This window comes from Pseudomonas sp. BT76 TE3572 (assembly GCF_050435365.1).
In the GTDB taxonomy this organism is placed as follows: domain Bacteria; phylum Pseudomonadota; class Gammaproteobacteria; order Pseudomonadales; family Pseudomonadaceae; genus Aquipseudomonas; species Aquipseudomonas fluorescens_W.
On sequence record NZ_JBNDKE010000001.1, the window covers coordinates 6135866 to 6155370 of the forward strand.

The following is a 19505-nucleotide window of genomic DNA, read 5'->3' on the forward strand; positions in this document are numbered from 1 at the left end:
TTAATCCTTTTCAAAATGGGTTCAGTCGAGTTCCAGCACCACGACGCGCTGTCCGGCGCGCACCGCCGAACCCGGTTGCACGCGAATCTCGCGTACCACTCCGGCCATGGGGGCGAGCAGCGGGATTTCCATCTTCATCGACTCCAGAATCACCAGCACATCACCGGCGGCGACGCGGCTGCCGGTCTCCACCTGAACCTGCCAGAGGTTGCCGGCGATGTGGCTGTCGACGCTCTGCTGACCGCTGGCCAGCGGCGCGTCTTCGGTCACTTGCGGGACAAGTTCTTCGCTGTCGAAATGCGCCTGGCCACTGGCAATCCAGCGCTCGCGCTCGGCGTTGAACGCGCCTTTTTGCTGATCGCGAAACGCGGCAATGCTCTCGGCTTCTTTCGTCAGGAAGGCTTGGTAATCCGCCAGATTCAGCTGACTTTGCTCGATGTTCAGGTCGAAGCGCCCGAGTGGGAAATCCCGTCGAATGCGCAGCAGTTCATCGGCACTGACCGGGTAGAACCGGATCTGATCGAAGAAGCGCAGCAGCCATGGTTTGCCATCGAATGCGGCGACCTCGCGATAGCGATTCCACATCTGCAAAGTGCGGCCGACGAACTGATAACCGCCAGGGCCTTCCATGCCATACACGCACATGTACGCGCCACCGATGCCCACCGAGTTTTCCGCGGTCCAGGTGCGGGCCGGGTTGTACTTGGTGGTCACCAGACGATGCCGCGGGTCGAGTGGCGTGGCGACCGGTGCACCGAGGTAGACGTCGCCCAGGCCCATCACCAGGTAGCTGGCGTCGAACACCGTGCGCTGCACTTCGTCGAGGTTTGGCAGGTCGTTGATGCGGCGGATGAACTCCAGATTGCTCGGGCACCACGGGGCGTCCTTGCGCACGGTGGTCATGTATTTTTCGATCGCCAACTGGCAGGCCGGGTCGTCCCAGGACAGCGGCAAATGCACGATGCGCGAGGGCACTTGCAGGTCCTTGGCGGCGCACACGGCGTCCCATTCGCCGGCGACGATGCCGAGCAGATCGGCCAGCGGCAGTTGCTCGGGCTGGTAGTGCACTTGCAGCGAGCGGATGCCGGGTGTCAGGTCGATGACGCCGTGCAGGTTTTGGCTTTCCAGTGCTTGCATTAAGGCGTGGGCGCGGAAGCGCAGGACCAGGTCCAACTCAGGTGCGCCGATCTCTAGCAATAAGTGAGTATCTCCCGACAATCTGGCAACCAGCCGCGTATCCTCCTGACCCAAGTCCAAAACCACAGGCGACACAATCCCCTGTAGGAGCGAGCCTGCTCGCGATAGCGGTGTGTCAGTCACATCAATGTTGGCTGTACTGCCGCCATCGCGAGCAGGCTCACTCCTACAGGGGGGATTCCATTTCAAGGCGAGGTTGCGGGCGGTCTTCAGGTCGACGGGGAGGAACTGCACTTTGTCGCCAGCCTTGAGCTGGCCCAGCTGCCAAAGATCCGCCTCGATCACCGTCACCGGGCAGACAAACCCGCCGAGGCTCGGGCCGTCGGGACCGAGGATGACCGGCATGTCACCGGTGAAATCCACTGCACCAATGGCGTACGGATTGTCATGAATATTCGACGGATGCAGACCCGCCTCGCCACCATCGGCACGCACCCATTCAGGCTTCGGCCCGATCAGCCGCACACCGGTTCGGCTGGAATTGAAATGGACTTCCCACTGGGTGGCGAAGAAGGTGCTGATGTAGTTTTCGGTGAAGTATTCCGGTGCGCCATGAGGGCCGTAGATCACGCGAATTTTTCGTACGGCAGGCAACTCAACGATTTCAGGCAGTTGGGCACCAGCGCTGCGGTTGATCAAAGCCGGCACATGCAGCACATCACCCGCCCGCAATGCACGCCCACCATGCCCACCAAACTGACCGAGGGTGAAGGTGCTTTTGCTGCCCAGATAATCCGGCATTTGCAGGCCACCGCGCAGGCACAAATAGCTGCGAGCGCCTGCGCCGGCCATTGTGCCGAGGCTCAAAGTCGCCCCCGCCGGAACCAGCAGTGCGGTGTTCATCGGTACGGTTTCACCGTCTAGTGCTAATGGAATCATCGCGCCGGTGACCGCCACCACCGCATCGCAATTGAAGCGCAGCAACGGCCCGCTCATGGTGATTTCCAGTGCTGCGGCGCCTTCGTCGTTACCCAGTAAAAGGTTGCCCAGACGCAACGCGCGACTGTCCATCGGCCCTGATGGCGGCACGCCTACCGCCCAATATCCAAGGCGCCCCGGATAGTCCTGAACGCTGGTTTGGGTACCGGCGCTGAGCACTTCAAACGTGTTGGCCTGATACACCAGACCTTCCAGGCAACGGGTCCACGGCTGACCGCTGGCGAAGGGCGCATCGAGCAGAATCTGCCGCAAATAATCGCGGTTGGTTTCCACCCCGTAGAGCAGGCTGTCGCCCAATGCCTGATGCAGATCGGCAGCGGCTTGTTCACGGCTCGGCGCCCAACTGATGACTTTGGCAATCATCGGATCGAAGTACGGCGGGATCTCGCAACCGGCCTCAACCCAGGTGTCGATGCGCAGGTGTTTGCCATCGGCGGTGGGGAAGTTCACGGCGGTCAGCAAGCCTGGGCTCGGCTGAAAATCCCGCCCCGGGTCTTCCGCGTAAAGCCGTGCCTGAATCGCATGGCCGCAGGCTTTCAAGCCTTGGCTCAACGAGCTCAGTGGCGGCAAATCACCCGCCGCCAGTTCCACCATCCAGCGCACCAGATCCACGCCCCAGACTTGCTCGGTGACGCCGTGTTCCACCTGCAAACGGGTGTTCACTTCGAGAAAGTAGAAACGCTGAGCCTCGCTGTCGAAGACGAATTCAACAGTGCCGGCACTGCGGTAGTTCACCGCTTTGGCCAGTTTGATTGCCGCTGCAGACAGTTCCTCAGCCATGCCCTCGGGCAGGTTTGGCGCCGGGGTTTCTTCGAGGACTTTCTGGTTGCGCCGCTGCACCGAACAGTCGCGCACGCCGAGGGCGATCACGTCGCCCCGGCCGTCGCCGAACACCTGGACTTCCAGATGCCGGGCACGCTGGATGTACTTCTCGATGAACACCCCGGCGTCGCTGAAGTTGTTCTGGCCGAGGCGTTTGACGGCTTCAAAGGATTCGCTCAACTCGGCCGCACTGCGACACACGCGCATGCCGATGCCGCCACCGCCGGCGGTGCTTTTGAGCATCACCGGGTAGCCGACCTGTTCGCCGGCAATCAGCGCTGCGTCGAGGCTGTCGAGCAACTCGGTGCCTTCGAGCATCGGAACGCCGTGTTGCTTGGCCAAGGCGCGGGCGGTGTGCTTAAGGCCGAACACTCGCAGCTGCTCTGGCGTCGGGCCGATGAAGGCGATGTTGGCGGCTTGGCAGGCTTCGGCGAACGCGGCGTTTTCCGAGAGAAAACCGTAGCCCGGATGGATCGCCGTGGCGCCAGTGGATTTGGCTATGGCGAGGATTTTTTCGACGGCCAGGTAGGTGCCGACAGCTGCGCCTTCACCGAGGCTGTGGGCTTCATTGGCTTGCAAGATGTGCAAACTGGCGGCATCGGCTTCGGAGTAAACGGCAACGCCCTGGACCTGCAACTGACGCAGGGTGCGCAGGATGCGACAGGCAATGGCGCCACGGTTGGCAATCAGGACTTTTTCGAACATGGCATAACCCCTGGAGGGGATGCGGGCCGTCCCGCAGTTTTTCTTGATGCATCCGGGCCGTCCCGGATGAAAAATCGAATTTCTCAAACGCCGCCGTTCCCCTGTAGGAGTGAGCCTGCTCGCGATAGCGGTGGGTCAGTCGACATCAAAGGTGACTTTGCTGACGCCATCGCGAGCAGGCTCACTCCTACATTGGGATTGCGGTGTTCTTATTTTTTCAGGCATTGGCCTGAACGGGCCTGGCACAGGGCAAACAACCATCTACGCAACCGTGAGAATTTCAGTTCCATACCAGCAGCTCCGCAGGAGTGGGGTTGTAGGCGTTGCACGGGTTGTTCAGTTGCGGGCAATTGGAGATCAGCACGATCACGTCCATCTCGGCCCGCAGGTCGACGTATTTGCCCGGCGCCGAGATGCCGTCTTCAAACGTCAGCCCGCCATCCGCTGTGACCGGTACGTTCATGAAGAAGTTGATGTTCGGCCCGATGTCGCCCTTGCCCAGTCGCCCGTCGTGGACGCAAGCGCGCAGGTAGTTGTCGCGGCAGCTGTGCATGTAGCGTTTCTCCAACGCATAACGCACCGTGTTGCTCTCTTGCGCGCAGGCACCGCCGAGGGTGTCGTGACGGCCGCAGGTGTCGGCAACGATGGTCAGCATCGGCTTGCCGAGGTTGGAATACAGCACGCTGCCGGTGCTCAGGTAGACGCTGTTCTGTCGACGCAACGTGCGTTGCACGTCGTAGCGCTCCTTTGGGTTGGCAACGCTGTAGAACAACGTGTCGACGGCCTGATTGCCTTCCAGGTCGAGGATGCGCAAGGTCTGGCCAGCCTTGACCTCCATCAGCCAAGGTTCGCCGGCCGGGATGGTGGCGCGGTAGATCGCGGTTTCGGGCAGCTGTTGAGCGGTAGCAATTGCGAGTGACATGGCAGCGATCCTCAGGCGAACAGACGGTCGGTGTTGATGAAGCCGCGCTCGTTTTCCGGGCGCGAGGTGCGGCAGTGTTCGGCGACGCTGGCGTCAGCGTTCATCCAGCTCAACTTCAATGGTTTCGGCGCGTACTCAGGCGAAGGGTCCATCGGATGTTGCAGAGCGGTGAGCACCACCAGCGTGTCCATCGGCGCATACAACTCGATGTAGTCGCCGGCCTTGGAATTGCCGTCGACGAAGTGAAAACACCCGGCCTCATCGACATTCACCCGGCTGAACAAATTGAGCGTCATCAGCAGGTCGGACAGACCCAAACCCCACTTGCCCAGCTCCACCAACAGGTTGTCGGTGCCGTTGCGGAAGAAGCCGTTGCGCAGTTCCTGATAGCGCCCCTCGCCGTATTTTTCTGCGACCTCTTCAGCGCAGAGCACACCGCCGAGGCTGTCGCTCCAGCCGCAGGTGTCAGCAGTGATGGCGGCCAGCACGCGGCCCATGTCCGAATACAGGCAATGGCCGCTGGTGAGTTTGGCGGTGTGTTGGCATTTGAGGCTGTCAGGCAGGTTCAGGCGTTCGGTTTTTTCGTTGGCGTTGAGCAGCGTCAGACTGACGTTGGTGCCACCGCGCAGGTCGGTCAGGCGCAGCAGTTGGCCGCGTTTCAACACGAAGGAACGATGGCCGCCACCGGGGAGCACTTCTTCGGCGAAGGGCGGGAACAGTTGAGTCGAATCAGTCATTTCAAAACTCCTCTAAGCGATACGAAGCGAGCCCGCCAGCGCTTCAGGCAGGGCGTCGACGGCGGCGCGATTCACGCGGCGGTCGCTGTTCAAAGGGATGTCGTAGGTGATGCGTGCGCCATAGGCACCGGGGGCGTGCGGGTCAACGCGGACCTTGTCGAACACCAGCAGGCGAGTGCCGAGGCTGAAGCCTTCGGACAGATCGTGGGTGACCATGAACACCGTCAGTTGCGTCTCGCGCCACAGCTCCAGCAGCAGGCCGTGCATGTCTTTGCGGATGCCTGGATCGAGGGCGCCGAACGGTTCGTCGAGCAGCAACACGCGCGGCTTCATGATCAGCGCCTGGGCAATCGCCAGTCGTTGTTGCATGCCGCCGGAGAGTTGCGCCGGGTACTTGTCCAGCGAGTGACCGAGACCGACTTTGTGCAGCAACACTGAGGCTTGTTCGCGTGCGTCTTTTTTTGCGCTGCCGAACAAGCGCCCGAGCAGCGGCGAACGTGGCAGTTCAAGGCCGAGGGCGACGTTGTCCAGCACCGTTAAATGTGGGAACACCGAGTAGCGCTGGAAGACCACGCCACGGCTGTCATCCGGCTCGCCGGCCAAGGCCTTGCCGTCGAGCAGAATCTCGCCGCGACTGGCGCGTTCCTGGCCCAGCAATAACCGCAGGAAGGTCGACTTGCCGCAACCCGACGCACCGACCAAGGTGCAGAACTCACCCTCGTTGACGTTCAGGTTCAGCCCTTCGAGCACCACCTGATCGGCGTATTGCTGCCAGACATTTTTCACCGTGATGAAGCTCATGCGCGGGCCCCTTCATACCAAGGAAACGCCCGTTGGGTCAGGCGCTTGAGGCCCCAATCCATCAGCCAGGCGAGCAGGGTGATCCACACCACGTAGGGCAAAATCACGTCCATCGCCAGGTAGCGGCGCACCAGGAAAATCCGGTAACCGAGGCCGTCGGTGGAGGCGATGGCTTCGGCGGCGATCAGGAACAACCACGCCGAACCCAGCATCAGCCGCAGCGAGATCAGCAGGCGTGGGAGCAATTGCGGCAGCACCACTCGCAGCATCAGCGTCCAGGTCGAAGCGCCGAGGGTCAGGGCCTTGATCAGCAACTCGACGGGAATTTCCCGGGCGCGTTGCTCCAGATCACGGGCCAGGCACGGGGTGATGCCGATCACGATCAGCATCACTTTCGACAACTCCCCCAGGCCGAACACGATGAACAGAATCGGCAGAATCGCCAGCGGCGGTACCATCGACAGCACCGTCAGCAACGGCGATAAAGGCGCGCCAAACAGCGGCAGCGTACCGGCGGCGATACCCAGGCACAGCCCGGCCAGCGCGCTGATGCCGAGGCCGATGGCCAAGCGTCGCAGGCTCGATGCGGTGTCTTGCCACAACACGTATTCACCGGTGCGGGTGTCGGCGGTGAACGCCAGGCGTTTCACCGCGTCGGTCATCTGCACGGCGCTCGGCAGCAGCTTGTCATTGGGGTTGTCCGTCAGCCGCTCGGCCGAGCCCATGAAGTAGGCAAACAGCACCAGGGCGAACGGGAGGATCACCAACAGCAGGCGACTCGGGCGATCCGGGTGGCGATTGATCAGGCGCATGGCCAGGTCCTCCTGTTTACAGCTTGGCGTCGGCAGCCATCTGCACGTAGGTCGGGTCGAAGCGCAGCTTGAGGTTGGTCTTGTCGCCGCTGGTCACGCCATTGGCGAACGCCATGCCGACCGCGCTGGTGTCCTTGGCGCCTTCACCCAGCAAGCCGTGCTGGAACGAGAATTCGGCCACCTTGCGCATGGTTTCCGGCAGTTGCTTGCTGGTGGAGAACGCCAGGGCTTCCTTAGGTGTGGCGAACAATTTGGTGGTGTCCAGTTGCGCCTGGAAACCGGCCAGATCGGTGCCGGAAGCTTTAGCCATGTGTTCGAGCGCGGCTTTGCTGGCGGCGTTTTTCGCGTTCATCAACTCGACCACTTCAAACCAGGCACCGGTCAGCGCTTTGCCCAGGGCCGGGTTGTCTTTGAGGGTCGATGAGTTGACCACCATCATGTCCATGATTTCGCCGGGGATCTGGCTGGAGTTGAACACTTCGGTCACCGCAGGCTTGGCCTTGATGTCCGAAAGCATCGGGTTCCAGGTGGTGACGGCGTTGACTTGATCGGTGTTGAAGGCGGCCGATATGTCGGCGTCGGAGGTGTTGACCACTTTCAGGTCTTTCTCGGTGAGATCGACCGAATCCAGCGCCCGGGCCAGCAGGTAGTGGGAAACCGAGAGCTCCACCAGATTGACGTCCATGCCTTTGAGGTCGGTGACTTTCTTGCCGTCACCCTTGAGCACGATGCCGTCGTTGCCATTGGAGAAGTCGCTGACGATCAGCGCGGTGCTGTCGACGCCACCGGCTGCCGGAATGGTCAGCGCATCCATGTTGGTCATGGTGCAGCCGTCGAACTGGCCAGCGGTGTATTGGTTGATGGATTCGACGTAATCATTGAGCTGCACCACATCGATCTTGATGCCGTACTTCTTTGCCCATTTGTCGATGATGCCTTGGCTGCCAGCGTATTCCCAGGGCATCCAGCCGGCGTAGATGGTCCAGCAGACGCTGAAGTGGTCTTTCTGGGCGGCCTGGGACGAGAAGCTCACGAAGGCTGCGAATGCAGCGGCGAGCAGGGCGGGTAAACGAAGCTGGGACATGGGTGGTTCTCCAGTTGGTCAAGGGCGGGCAGGAGTCAACGCGGCACCGCGAACGGTGGCTTGTCTCCCGGGCTTTTATCCCGCCGTGTAACCTCAACTGGAGGTCGCCAACTCTCGGACCAGCCACTCGCCTTAGCGAGCCGGAACCCTAGTCAGCCATTGCAAATTGTGGTGCCGCGAACCTGTGATGACTCCTGCACGTCTTTGCTAAAGCGAGAGCCGTGCCAAGTCGGCTTGAGCGCTCTAGCGTGGGCGATTACGCCGTTGGCGCGTTGGAGACAGGTGGCGGCGTTGCCTTGTGATGGTGCGTGGGTGCACCGCAATGGATCGGGTTGGCCGCTGATCTGAAGGTCCGGGCGGCTCGGCACTCGGTGCAACATTGCCAGTCAAAACAGATGTCAGCCGGCCTGTTCCGGTTGTGGGTCTTTCAGGAGGCCGCCATGTTTCGTCGACTGTTGCTTGGTGTTGTTCTGGGTCTTGGGCTAGCCGGCTGCTACTACTATGCCGGTGGCTATGATGTGTATTCCGAGCCTTATTACTACCCTGGCTATTCGCCCTATTCCTACTATTACGGACCGCGTTATTACTATGGTCCGCGCTTTTATGGCGGCTATCGCTACTACTATTGGGGCGGGCACGGGCCACGTCATTACGGAGGTGGATATCGTGGTGGCCACCATTAATCAGCGGGTGAATGGATGACAAACCTTTCATCGGCGACTTGTTTCAATCTGTTTCAGGAACGCACCAGATTTGGAAAACGATGTCTGATCTTTCGACAGTCACCGAATAATTGACTGTCGCCTGCCAGCGTCGCTGGTGTGGCTCACTCGCGGTCCAGGAGGCCGCCATGTATCTGCGAATTCTTCTGATTGCTGTATTGGGATTGTCTCTTGGTGCATGCGTGCCTTATTCCGATGGAGGAGCCAGCTATTACCGTTCCGAGGTCTATGACAGCGGACCTTACTATTCAGGTGGCGGCGGTTATTACACGCAACCACGCCGGTACTACGCACCGCCAGCGCGGTATTACCAGCCAACGCCGCGGTATTACCATCAGCCGCGGGTTTATCAACCGGCACCACGCTATTACCAGCCGCAACGAGGCGACTATCGGGCCCATCAGAATCAAGGTTGGGATGGCCATAACCGTGGCGGCTGGGATGGCCATAACCGTAGCGGTTGGGACGGCCGTAACCGCGGTGGAAACAACGACTATCGCGGCGGCCATGGCGGACGCGACAACCGTGGCGGAAGGGGCGACCATAACGGTCGCGGTGATCACGATGGCCGAGGCGGCCACCGGTAGTCCTCACAAAAACCTCTACAAAATAGCGGCGCATCAAGCGCCGCTTTTTTTTGCGCTGCGTCAGGCATCGCTCGTTGGGTCGTGACTGGCGTGGGGGGGGGGAAGCCCTCAACGAAATCGTACAGCCGGTGGCGGGAAAGAAAGAGAGGCGCTCCAACTCGATTCGAAAAATCACTCGTCTTGCCCATCTCCTCGGGTGTTCTCGGAACCCTCCTACAGTTTTATTTCTGCGCATTTGTTAGCGTTTGTGCATCACATTGATGTTGGAAAAACTTCAATTTAACGGGGGTATCCAAGGAAGAAAGTCGGTCAAATCATGAATTTACTCATTATTCATCAAAACTTCCCCGGTCAATTTCGGCATGTTGCATTGGCGGCGCTGAGACGACCAAGCATCACAGTTACTGCGATAGGGCGAAATACTGCTCCAGGTGTTCCTGGAATAAAGCTCTTTCGATATAGGCCTATAAGAAAAAAACCAGATCATGTTCATCCATATTTGCATAAATATGAAGAAGCGATACTTGATGGTCAGCAAGTCCTTAGAGTGTTGAGTAAACTCAAACGAGAAGGTTATTGCCCTGATGTGATACTCGCTCACCCGGGATGGGGTGAAACACTGTTCGTAAAGGATGTATATCCTGACACTCCGCTCATACATCTCTGTGAATATTATTATCATTCAAAGGGTGCGGATATGGGTTTCGATCCAGAATTCCCGTGTGCCGTAGATGCATCATCAAGGCTTCGTCTCCTGAATTCGATGCATCTTTTGAACCTTGAGCAATGTGATGTTGGAATTTCACCAACACATTGGCAGCGCAGTCTGTTTCCACCCAATTATCACTCTAAAATTCATGTGATTCATGAAGGTGTCCCTTTGCAATCTCCTGAACCTGTGCCAGTTGCCTCTGTAAAGTTACCCAGTGGACACGTAATAAAAGCCGGCCAATCAATCGTGACGTACGTTGCCAGAAACCTCGAACCCTATCGTGGGTTTCATAGTTTCATGAGAGCCATACCATATATTCAAGCGCAGTGTCCAGACGCTCAAATCGTAATAGTAGGAGGGGACGGCGTAAGTTATGGGCGAATGCCGGTGGGGCATAAAAATTGGCGCAGCAAAATGGTGGCTGAATTAAAAGTGGATCTTTCCAGGGTGCATTTTACCGGCAAACTGCCTTATGAAACTTATAGGGCTATTTTGCGGGTTTCAGTAGTTCATGTTTATTTGACTTATCCCTTCGTTCTGTCTTGGTCATTGCTTGAGGCTATGGCGTCTGGATGTGTCGTTATAGGTTCCGATACCGCTCCAGTCAAAGAGGTGATTGTTGACGGTGTAAATGGATTGTTAGTGGATTTCTTCGATAGTGAATCGATAGCAGGAAAAGTTTGCAATGTTCTAAGGTCTCCTGGTGATTTTAGGATAATTAAAAGATTTTCGGATTTGACAGCGAGCGAGTTTGATGTAAAGCATGGTGTCAAAAGCTATTTTGAGATTTTTGATCGCGTGATGTCTGGTTGTTGTTCTAGATTGGCTGTTTGATCATTTTAAAATGGAGTTTGAAATGCATAAGTTGTTTCGCAAAGGTGTAAGTCGGTGGTGTAAGGCGATACTGAAGTACGGTTTGGTTTTTGCTCTGTGTTATTGGGTTGTGGATTTTTATATTGAATGGGAGCGCATGGCAGAAGCAAGAGAACGTCATTATCAGGAATCAAAAAAATGTAGTCAGAAACTTGCCAGTATGGAATACGTTCCTATATTGGGAGGGGGGCTCCTTGATAGAACTAAAATACCAGGGTTTCATTTTGGTTCTTCAACGAGGGACGGGCTGTGTATTGCAGATGTTCTTGAGGGTTCTTTTTGGTGGACGGGGACGGAACTGCGCACGGAATATCAGGAGAGCGGGAAAGAAAAACCATCTAGCTGGGGTCATTTCAATGTGGCTGCCAGGCTGTATATAAGAAAGCCATCCACCGAACCGTACAATATGGGGTTTAAGGTTGTTGATTGGCCTGAAGAACTGATTGTGAAACTCAAAAATTATCCTGGCTTGGAGCTTTGGCTTAATGAGCGACCTCCTAGTATTAAGAATGAGTTCTCAGTTACAGATTTTGTAATACGAGACTGGCGCCGACGTGACGGAACACCGCGCACGATATCGTGTGACGGTTTGGGGTCCCCGAGGAAAGCAATTTTAGAAAGTGGAGTGAGTAAGGCGGATCTGTTGAAGTTTAATAAAACGCAACTGGAGAATTTAGATTTTGGTGATTTGAGTGCCTATTGTACAGTCGGATTGCATGATTTCGATTTTGCAGGTGGAGATGCTCGTATAGGAACTGGAACTGAATCGTTACTTGGCGCTCCCATAGCGCTTCAGTTGATTAGTGAATATCTTTCGAATGCTATAATTACAGGGAAGTAAATATGAGCTATGTTTTTAGTGTCTTAGAGAAAAAAAGAATTTTCGATGCTGTCAGTATGTGCGATGGGATGGTGTTTGATTCGGTAAAAGAAGACTATAAAGCAGTAGCGATAGAAGGTAAGAATTGCGTACCTTTCTATCAGACGTTATCAGATATTATTGGAGAGAAACTCTCTGGTCGAGTGGTTTTTAATGAAAGCGTTAAGCGTACTTTAAAAAGCGCCAAGCTCTGGCTTGATGTGGCGATTGATGCCAATGGAGGAAATGGTGCTTACTCTACTTTAATTCGTGCCTATACGCTACGGCAAGGACAGTTGAGGCTCAAGGAAACGCTTAGCACTGAGTTGATACAAGAAGCATCTAATGGGGTGGCAGCCAATTTTGTAAATGCTCTGGTATACGGATCAGCTAAAGATAATTTGGCGCCGTGGACCGTGCCTTTAATTAGCCAAATCGCTTCCATCGATGCAAGAGCCGTTGGCGAAATATTGTTCAGGCGGAAGATTGGTGAAGAAGACACTGCTTCAAGCCGTAACTCAGGTTGGTCGGGGACAATCGCGTTCAGTCTGTTGGGGGGGGGAGTTCCCCTATGAAACGTGGAGATTGATGTCGGCAGGTGATCCTGGATCGGAATTAAAAGGCAGTCATGAACAAGCAAAGGTTAATAGAGTCGATGATTTCAAGAACATCCTGTTTGCCATAGATTCATACAGTGTGGCGCTTGAAGCAGTGATCAAAAATTTCGGCAGGAATATTTTTGAGAGTTTGTTTTCAGTTGTGCCAGAGCAGATAAATGTGGCACTTAGTAGCGGTAGTGTTAATCCGCTAATCCAGTATGTGGTTAAAGGCACGCCTATTTCACCAGTGGTTGATCTGATATTAAGATATGGCGTGAATGCCTTCTTTGACATGTTTAGACGAACATACGAAGGAGACTCTACTGTTACACCTACTACGGATGAAACGTTTGCCGCTAACGCCTATACGTTTTTCTCGGCGCTCCCACCGAGCCAATCCCAAAGCATTGTTGCGAAGACAATTGGGGAGTACGGCAGCGCTTCTGAGTGGGGAGTACTAGCTGCCCAAGATACGTCTATCGGGCAGGCGTTACGGAACTCTCTGAAACACCTGAGCGAAATAGTTATAGAAAGAGACGACGGTTTTTCAGTGCAAGGGCTGGAACTTTATGACTCGAAAACCGGCGAAGGCGTCATCACCGAGCAATGGCTTATTGATCGCGCAGATATGTTAGGCCGCCTGATAGCCAGGACCAACGGATCATTTGGAGAAAACACCGCTCAGAAGTTTTCCTACTCAGATCTTGCGTCAGGCAAGCAAGCGCCAATGACTACAGGGGTTTCAAATCCGCTGGTCATGTTTGGTGATGATGGAGGCCGCTCGTTCAGCGGGGGAGCAAATATCGACCATCTTTACGGTGGCGCGGGCAATGACACTCTCAACGGGCTAGAAGGAAACGATTATATTGAAGGTGGTCATAGTCGCGATTCGTTAAGCGGCAGAGAGGGGAGTGACGCGCTACATGGGATGTCGGGTGATGATGTATTAGTGGGTGGTAAAGGTAACGATATTCTGATTGGCGGCGCAGGCAATGATCGATATGAATTTTCGAGTGGCGATGGAGTCGATCAGATTTTCGATTTGAACGCAGATGGTCATATACTTATAAATGGTTTTCCGATTCCTGTCCTTAAACGTAGTGGCCCTCTGGGCAATACTTGGATTACTGAAGATGGCGCTATTACTTTAACCCTCATCGAAGAGCTCGCTTAAAAAACACTTAATATCAAATACGGTCAGAATGACCTGGTTGTTATAAAGCACTACACACCAGGAATGTTGGGCGTCCAACTCCCGGATTACAAAGTTCAGCCGATTCCGAGACCCGATCTAACCGTAATGGGTGATTGGAAAGCAAAAGATACCGACCCAGATGTTCCCGGTGATCAGTTCTCTTACGATGAACTAGGCAATGTTGTGGTGATGCCGAATGTAAAGCAGAGAAACAAGGCCGACTCACTTTACGGATCGCCGAACGACGACGTAATTATTGGGCTTGGTGGTTCTGATCGGTTATTCGGTAAAGCTGGAAATGACCGGTTGTTTGGAGATAAGCAATCAACAATCGAACAAGCGTTGGCTGATGGAACCCTTCGCGGGAAGGCGAGTCGTGGTGATTGGCTTGATGGGGGGCAGGGCGATGATCTTCTTGTGGGCACCGGGTCCCGAGACGTGCTACTCGGAGGCAACGGTCGAGATACGCTCATTGGGGGAGCCGGCGACGACAATTTATCCGGTGATGAAGTGACCGGTGTGTTGGAGAAAAACTGGAATTTTAAAAGGATTGACGTTCCTCTCGGCGACGGTGTCGTCAGCATGCGTAACGTGTATGCCAAAGCGTCCCTTAGCAACCCTTTGGAGGGGGGCAATGACATTCTTTACGGTCAAGGTGGTCGGGACTTTATCTCTGGCGGCTGGGGGGACGATTTGCTCGATGGCGGAACTGAAAACGATGTCCTGAGCGGCGATGGGGGAAATGACACGCTTAGCGGCGGGGAGGGCAACGACACATTGGCGGGAGACAACCTTGATTGGGCTGGTGGTCTCCAAAGCAGGCACCACGGTAACGATTTGTTGGTTGGAGGGGATGGCAATGATGAACTTGCTGGTAACGGTGGTAGCGATGTGTTGTACGGCGGAATGGGTAACGATGATCTAAAAGGAGATGACCCTGTATTGCAGGGTATTGAGGGTGACGCCGCGAATTCTTTTGATAATGATTTTCTGGATGGTGGTGCGGGTGACGACTCCCTTCAAGGTGGCGGTGCTGATGATTTACTTTATGGCGGCGCAGGTAACGATGATCTATCTGGCGATTATGCCGATCACCCAATTCGCTACCACGGTGACGATTTCCTTGATGGCGGCATTGGTGATGACACTCTCCGAGGCATGGGAGGCTCCGATACGCTGATCGGGGGGCAAGGGGCTGACGCCCTGGATGGAGATGAGCAAAACCTACAATCGGGTGGAGCCAATGATGACTACGTTCAAGGCGATGCAGGAAACGATACGATCTGGGGAGGCTTAGGCGCCGATACACTTTACGGAGGTGCTGATGATGACTTCTTGCTGGGTGACTATGAGCAAACACCCGAAATGGAACATGGCGCAGATTATCTTGATGGAGGTCTAGGTAACGACACTCTATTAGGCGGTGGTGGAAACGACACATTATATGGCGATGCTGGTGTGGACTATCTTCGTGGTGGCTCCGGCAATAACGTTTTTGCAGGTGGCGTCGGCAACGACTATCTGGATGGGCTAGACGGTGATGATATTTATCATTTTGGTGCCGGTGATGGTCTCGACGTTATCGCAGATACAGGCGGAAATAACGTCATAAAATTTGGATCTGGATTTACTGCGGATAATTTAAAGGTTGACATCATTGTTGTCGATGTTGGGCCGGTATTACGACTATCGAATGGTTCAGGTGACGCCATTCTGATTCGCAATTTTGAAAAATGGCAAAATTCATCATTTGGTTTCACTGGCGGGGTTGTTTTAAGTTTTCAGGATGTTATGAAAATAGTCCAAAGACCGGTAGACGTTTCGCCTTTGGCAGAAACATCTCTGGTAGGTGGCACAGACGGAACTAGCGTCGGGGCTATAGATAATCATAATGTTACGGAGCAATCCGGTAATGACAATTCTAATGGGGCGACGGATACCACTAACGCAGCGGTCGATACTCCTCGCCTTGAAGGTGATAATGACAAACTGTGGGGCGAAGAGTTTCTGGCGAACATGAAAAAGCGCCGCTCGGCATTTATACTGGCATCGGGGTTCGTGCTAAATACTCAGGGCGCCTGGAGTAAAAGCCATATTACTGATGATGAGTACAACTACCACGAAAAAACCAATTTAATTGTTGAAAGCTTCCAGGCAGGATCATTGTCGGAAACTCCGGATCGAATGAGTCTTGTTTCTGGTAGAGCAGTACTCAGTGAGAGATCCTCTAATACGATGTCCCGCACTGAGTCAATACCTTCAGTGGTGGGTGGGCTGAAGTATACGCCAAAACAAGAGCCGAAATACTATCCCTCTGGCTCAAACAATAGTGGCTTTGCTTTAAGTGCCGGGGAAATTATCATCGAAAATAAAAGCGTTACAGGTGTCATCCAAGGTTGGTATGTTTATCCTGCTGGAAGCTTCGAAGATGGTGCGGTTAGTTATAAGCAGTTCAGTTGGGATGTCACCACTGAAACCGTTAGGCACCAAGTTGTTCAGGGCGATGACGCAGGCGGTAGAGTAAATCTTGAAGGTGGCAATATTTTTCATGGAGGGACGGGCGATGATTTAGTCGTCACTGTTAAGGATCCCGACGTTTATTATGGTGAACATGAAGGTAACACACTCGGTGCGTTTCTTTCAGGCGGGGCAGGAAACGATACGCTGCTTGGATCAGACGGTGCGGATTATTTAGTGAGTGGCTCTGGGCATGATTGGCTTTACGGTGAAAACGGTCCTGATACTTATATAATAGGTGCGCATGCAGGAGCGACTACCATTATTGCGGATATGTTAAGCCCTGTTTTTCTCCGTCCTGAAGTTGGGGTTGCTGGGTGGAAATCTGAGTCCGGACTAGACGATACTGATACCGTTAGACTTCCGGAGGGGGTGATTCTTGAGCAGTTGCAATTAAGTTGGGGTGCCGTATTGGTTGAAGCAGTCAATATAGAGTTATCACCAAAACCACAGCGCGGCACCTTTCGCAGTCCACCCCGTGGGCTAATGCTGTACTCAACACTTGATATTTCCTGGGGTAAGGAACAACAAGTGCGTATTGTATTGCCGAATGCAAGTGATCTTGGTGGTTCTGGTATTGAAGTTATAAAGTTTGCAGATGGTGTGACCATTCGCTTGGAACAGCTTATCGCTAACAGTAAATTAGGTCCTGCTCCTGATATTTACCGTGATGGCGTTTTGGTGGTCGACGCTCCTTTAGTCAGATCTTCTCGTGATAATAAAGCGCTTCCTCTCGTTGGTGGTCGAGGTGATGACACTTTGAGTGGGTCAGGTGAGATAAGAGGCATGCAGGGAGATGACTCGATCTCGGGCGGTCCAGGAGACGATGTTCTTTGGGGAGGACCGGGTGACGATACTCTCGTCGGTGGCGCGGGCAATGACGTTTACAAATATGACGGGCTGGGAAGAGATTTGATTGTTAATGCATCTGGCGGCATTGATGGAGTCGATTTTACGGATTTCGATGCATCCATCCATCAGCTGAAATTTCACCGCGATAATGATGATCTGGTAGTAGTGGTGAATTATGGTTCGTCTCCGAAGATACGAGTGGTTAATCATTTTTTAGGAGGCGATGCTGCGATAAGTTTTATCAGAGTACAAGCAGTGGACAGAACTCCCCAAGACTACACTGCGGACCAACTTGTTGAACTTCTACACGCTTTGCCCCCGCTTAGGGATGTGGAAGACATCTTGTTGCGCAATGACGATGACGCGTTGCAGGCATTGAAGGAAATAACACAATTTTATAGGCTTAACGGTTAATTATTACTTCGATGCCGAAAAACGGGTGATGACTACAAACAATTCCTCCGCTTGCGGTAGGAGGCTCGTTCCGGGAATAGGGCAGGGACGAAGTGCCGTTAACAGCGTGTAGGAGCATGGCTTGCCCGCGATAAGCCCTTGAGATAGCCATCGCGGGCAATGCTCGGATTTCAGTATTCCTACAGATCGGCCAATGGGTGCCGGCCTTCCCAGGCCTTGTGGAAATGCGCTTCTATCACTGCATCCGGCAGATTATTGATGTCTGGCCAGTGCCAATGAGGTTTTTGATCCTTGTCGATCAACCGTGCGCGTACACCTTCGCTGAACTCCGGATGACGGCAGCAGTTGAGGCTCATGGTGTATTCCATCTGAAAGACTTGAGCCAGTGACATGTGCCGGGCGCGGGCGATCTGCTCCCACACCAGATGAGCGGTCAGGGGCGAGCCTTCGCTCATGGTTTTCGCGGCACGGCTGAGCAGCAGATCCGTGTTGTCGCGCAGCTGGCTGATGGCCTTCCAGGCGCAGCGCACGTCACTGACATCCAGCAGCTCATCGATCTGCTGGCGTCGTGGCAGCCACTGGGCTTCGGGCATTTGCGCGATCGCTTCCTGCTGCAAGGCCTTGAGCAGGCTGTTCAGCTGCATCGGCGTCTGTTCCTGCCAGTTCAGCTGCAGCAGGCCTTCCATCAGCTCTTCCTGCTGTTCATCGAGCAGGAAGCGGTCGGCCAGGTCCAGATCGATCGCATCGCGACCGTTCATATGGGCGCCGGTCAGGCCGAGGAATAACCCGAGCTTGCCGGGCAGGCGTGACAGAAACCAACTGGCCCCGACATCCGGGTACAAACCGATACTGATCTCCGGCATTGCCAACCGGCTGCTCGGCGTAACAATCCGGATGCTCGCCCCTTGCAGCAGCCCCATGCCGCCGCCGAGCACATAGCCATGCCCCCAGCAGATCAGCGGTTTAGGGTAAGTGTGCAGATTGAAGTCCAGGCGATATTCTGCCGCAAAGAAATGCGCGGCCAGCGGCGGCACTTCGCCGGGATGGGCACGACAGGCTTCCACCAGGCTGCGGACTTCGCCCCCGGCGCAAAAGGCTTTGGCACCGTTGCCGCGCAGCACGACGCAGACGATTTGCGGCTCTTTGGCCCAGACGTCCAGTTGATCGCGCAAGGCGTTGATCATCGGCAAGGACAGGGCATTGAGGGATTTTTCGGCATCCAGGCTGGCGACTCCGATGCGTGCGCCATCGGTGCCAGTGAGTTCTTCGAAGTGCAGATTCATCGTGACCTCGATCGGGAATTTGAGCGTTCAGTATGATCGCTATGTAGGAAAGTGCCGGATCTGCGTCAGATCAATTGACAAGCGTGATGGGCTTTCCTAGGGTTCGCCCCATTGTTTTTGCCGGATGTAACCATGACTGCTGACGACCGTATCAAACTCGAACCGAGCTGGAAGGAGGCACTGCGTGCCGAATTCGACCAGCCCTACATGGCAGAGTTGCGCAACTTCCTGCAAGAGGAGCGCGCGGCCGGCAAGGAAATCTACCCTCCAGGACCGATGATTTTCAACGCGCTCAATTCGACGCCGCTGGATAAAGTCAAAGTCGTCATCCTCGGCCAGGACCCGTACCACGGTCCGGGACAGGCCCATGGCTTGTGCTTCTCGGTGCAACCGGGCGTACCGGCGCCGCCGTCGCTGGTGAACATCTACAAAGAGTTGAAACGCGACCTGAACATCGACATCCCGACCCACGGTTGCCTGCAAAGCTGGGCTGACCAGGGTGTGCTGATGATCAACACCACCATGACTGTGGAACGCGCCAACGCCAACGCTCACGCGGGCAAGGGCTGGCAGCACTTTACCGATCGGATTATCGAAGTGGTCAGCGAACACCAGCCACATCTGGTGTTCCTGCTGTGGGGCGCGCATGCCCAGAGCAAGCAGAAACTGATCGATGCCACCAAGCATCTGGTGCTGACGTCGGTGCATCCGTCACCGTTGTCCGCCTATCGCGGCTTCCTTGGATGCGGGCACTTCAGTCGAACCAATAAGTTTCTGGAGCAGAATGGCGAAACGCCTATTGAATGGCGGTTGCCGCCAGTCTAAAAAGCATCGCGAGCAAGCTCGCTCCCACAAGGATCACGCGAACCCTGT

General features: G+C 54.9%; 15 protein-coding genes and 1 riboswitch. Of the genes, 8 read left to right on the plus strand and 7 right to left on the minus strand.

The window, feature by feature from the left end:
- Positions 1-21: 21 nt before the first annotated feature.
- The 6 genes from uca to ABH912_RS28050 all read right to left on the minus strand — a co-directional run bounded on the left by uca (position 22) and on the right by ABH912_RS28050 (position 8019).
- Positions 22-3663, minus strand: a complete 3642-nt coding sequence (uca, locus tag ABH912_RS28025; RefSeq protein ID WP_429512170.1) for an urea carboxylase — start codon at positions 3661-3663, stop codon at positions 22-24.
- Positions 3664-3943: 280 nt separating this feature from the next.
- Positions 3944-4585, minus strand: a complete 642-nt coding sequence (locus tag ABH912_RS28030) for an urea amidolyase associated protein UAAP2 (protein ID WP_076030050.1) — start codon at positions 4583-4585, stop codon at positions 3944-3946.
- 11 nt (positions 4586-4596) lie between these two features.
- Entirely contained in the window at positions 4597-5322 is a 726-nt protein-coding gene (locus ABH912_RS28035; protein WP_429512172.1) for an urea amidolyase associated protein UAAP1, read from the minus strand.
- 12 nt (positions 5323-5334) lie between these two features.
- The gene (locus ABH912_RS28040; protein ID WP_429512174.1) at positions 5335-6123 is read right to left on the minus strand and encodes an ABC transporter ATP-binding protein; all 789 of its coding nucleotides are present in this window, start codon (positions 6121-6123) and stop codon (positions 5335-5337) included.
- Entirely contained in the window at positions 6120-6935 is an 816-nt protein-coding gene (locus ABH912_RS28045; protein WP_429512176.1) for an ABC transporter permease, read from the minus strand. Before ABH912_RS28045 ends, ABH912_RS28040 begins: the two co-directional genes overlap by 4 nt.
- A gap of 16 nt (positions 6936-6951) precedes the next feature.
- On the minus strand, positions 6952-8019 hold the full coding sequence (locus ABH912_RS28050; protein ID WP_429512177.1) for a putative urea ABC transporter substrate-binding protein: 1068 nt from the start codon (positions 8017-8019) through the stop codon (positions 6952-6954).
- Between the two features lie 62 nt (positions 8020-8081).
- Positions 8082-8182, minus strand: a riboswitch (guanidine-I (ykkC/yxkD leader).
- Positions 8183-8459: 277 nt separating this feature from the next.
- Between ABH912_RS28050 and ABH912_RS28055 the strand changes: the two genes are divergently transcribed.
- The 7 genes from ABH912_RS28055 to ABH912_RS28085 all read left to right on the plus strand — a co-directional run bounded on the left by ABH912_RS28055 (position 8460) and on the right by ABH912_RS28085 (position 17349).
- A complete protein-coding gene (locus ABH912_RS28055) occupies positions 8460-8702 on the plus strand; it encodes a hypothetical protein (protein WP_033054105.1) in 243 nt (80 codons plus the stop codon).
- A 167-nt stretch (positions 8703-8869) separates the two neighbouring features.
- Entirely contained in the window at positions 8870-9328 is a 459-nt protein-coding gene (locus tag ABH912_RS28060; RefSeq protein WP_429512179.1) for a hypothetical protein, read from the plus strand.
- Between the two features lie 316 nt (positions 9329-9644).
- On the plus strand, positions 9645-10874 hold the full coding sequence (locus ABH912_RS28065) for a glycosyltransferase family 4 protein (protein WP_429512181.1): 1230 nt from the start codon (positions 9645-9647) through the stop codon (positions 10872-10874).
- Between the two features lie 22 nt (positions 10875-10896).
- Entirely contained in the window at positions 10897-11754 is an 858-nt protein-coding gene (locus tag ABH912_RS28070) for a hypothetical protein (protein ID WP_429512183.1), read from the plus strand.
- Positions 11755-11756: 2 nt separating this feature from the next.
- Complete coding sequence (locus tag ABH912_RS28075; RefSeq protein ID WP_429512185.1) at positions 11757-12347, plus strand: hypothetical protein; 591 nt, start codon at positions 11757-11759, stop codon at positions 12345-12347.
- A gap of 13 nt (positions 12348-12360) precedes the next feature.
- Complete coding sequence (locus ABH912_RS28080) at positions 12361-13545, plus strand: calcium-binding protein (protein WP_429512186.1); 1185 nt, start codon at positions 12361-12363, stop codon at positions 13543-13545.
- A gap of 126 nt (positions 13546-13671) precedes the next feature.
- On the plus strand, positions 13672-17349 hold the full coding sequence (locus ABH912_RS28085) for a calcium-binding protein (RefSeq protein WP_429512188.1): 3678 nt from the start codon (positions 13672-13674) through the stop codon (positions 17347-17349).
- Between the two features lie 179 nt (positions 17350-17528).
- Here the strand turns inward: ABH912_RS28085 and ABH912_RS28090 are convergent, their stop codons facing one another.
- Complete coding sequence (locus ABH912_RS28090) at positions 17529-18632, minus strand: enoyl-CoA hydratase/isomerase family protein (RefSeq protein WP_429512189.1); 1104 nt, start codon at positions 18630-18632, stop codon at positions 17529-17531.
- A gap of 132 nt (positions 18633-18764) precedes the next feature.
- On the opposite strand from ABH912_RS28090, the gene ung reads away from it, so the two are divergent.
- Complete coding sequence (ung, locus tag ABH912_RS28095) at positions 18765-19457, plus strand: uracil-DNA glycosylase (RefSeq protein WP_111450846.1); 693 nt, start codon at positions 18765-18767, stop codon at positions 19455-19457.
- Positions 19458-19505: the final 48 nt, after the last annotated feature.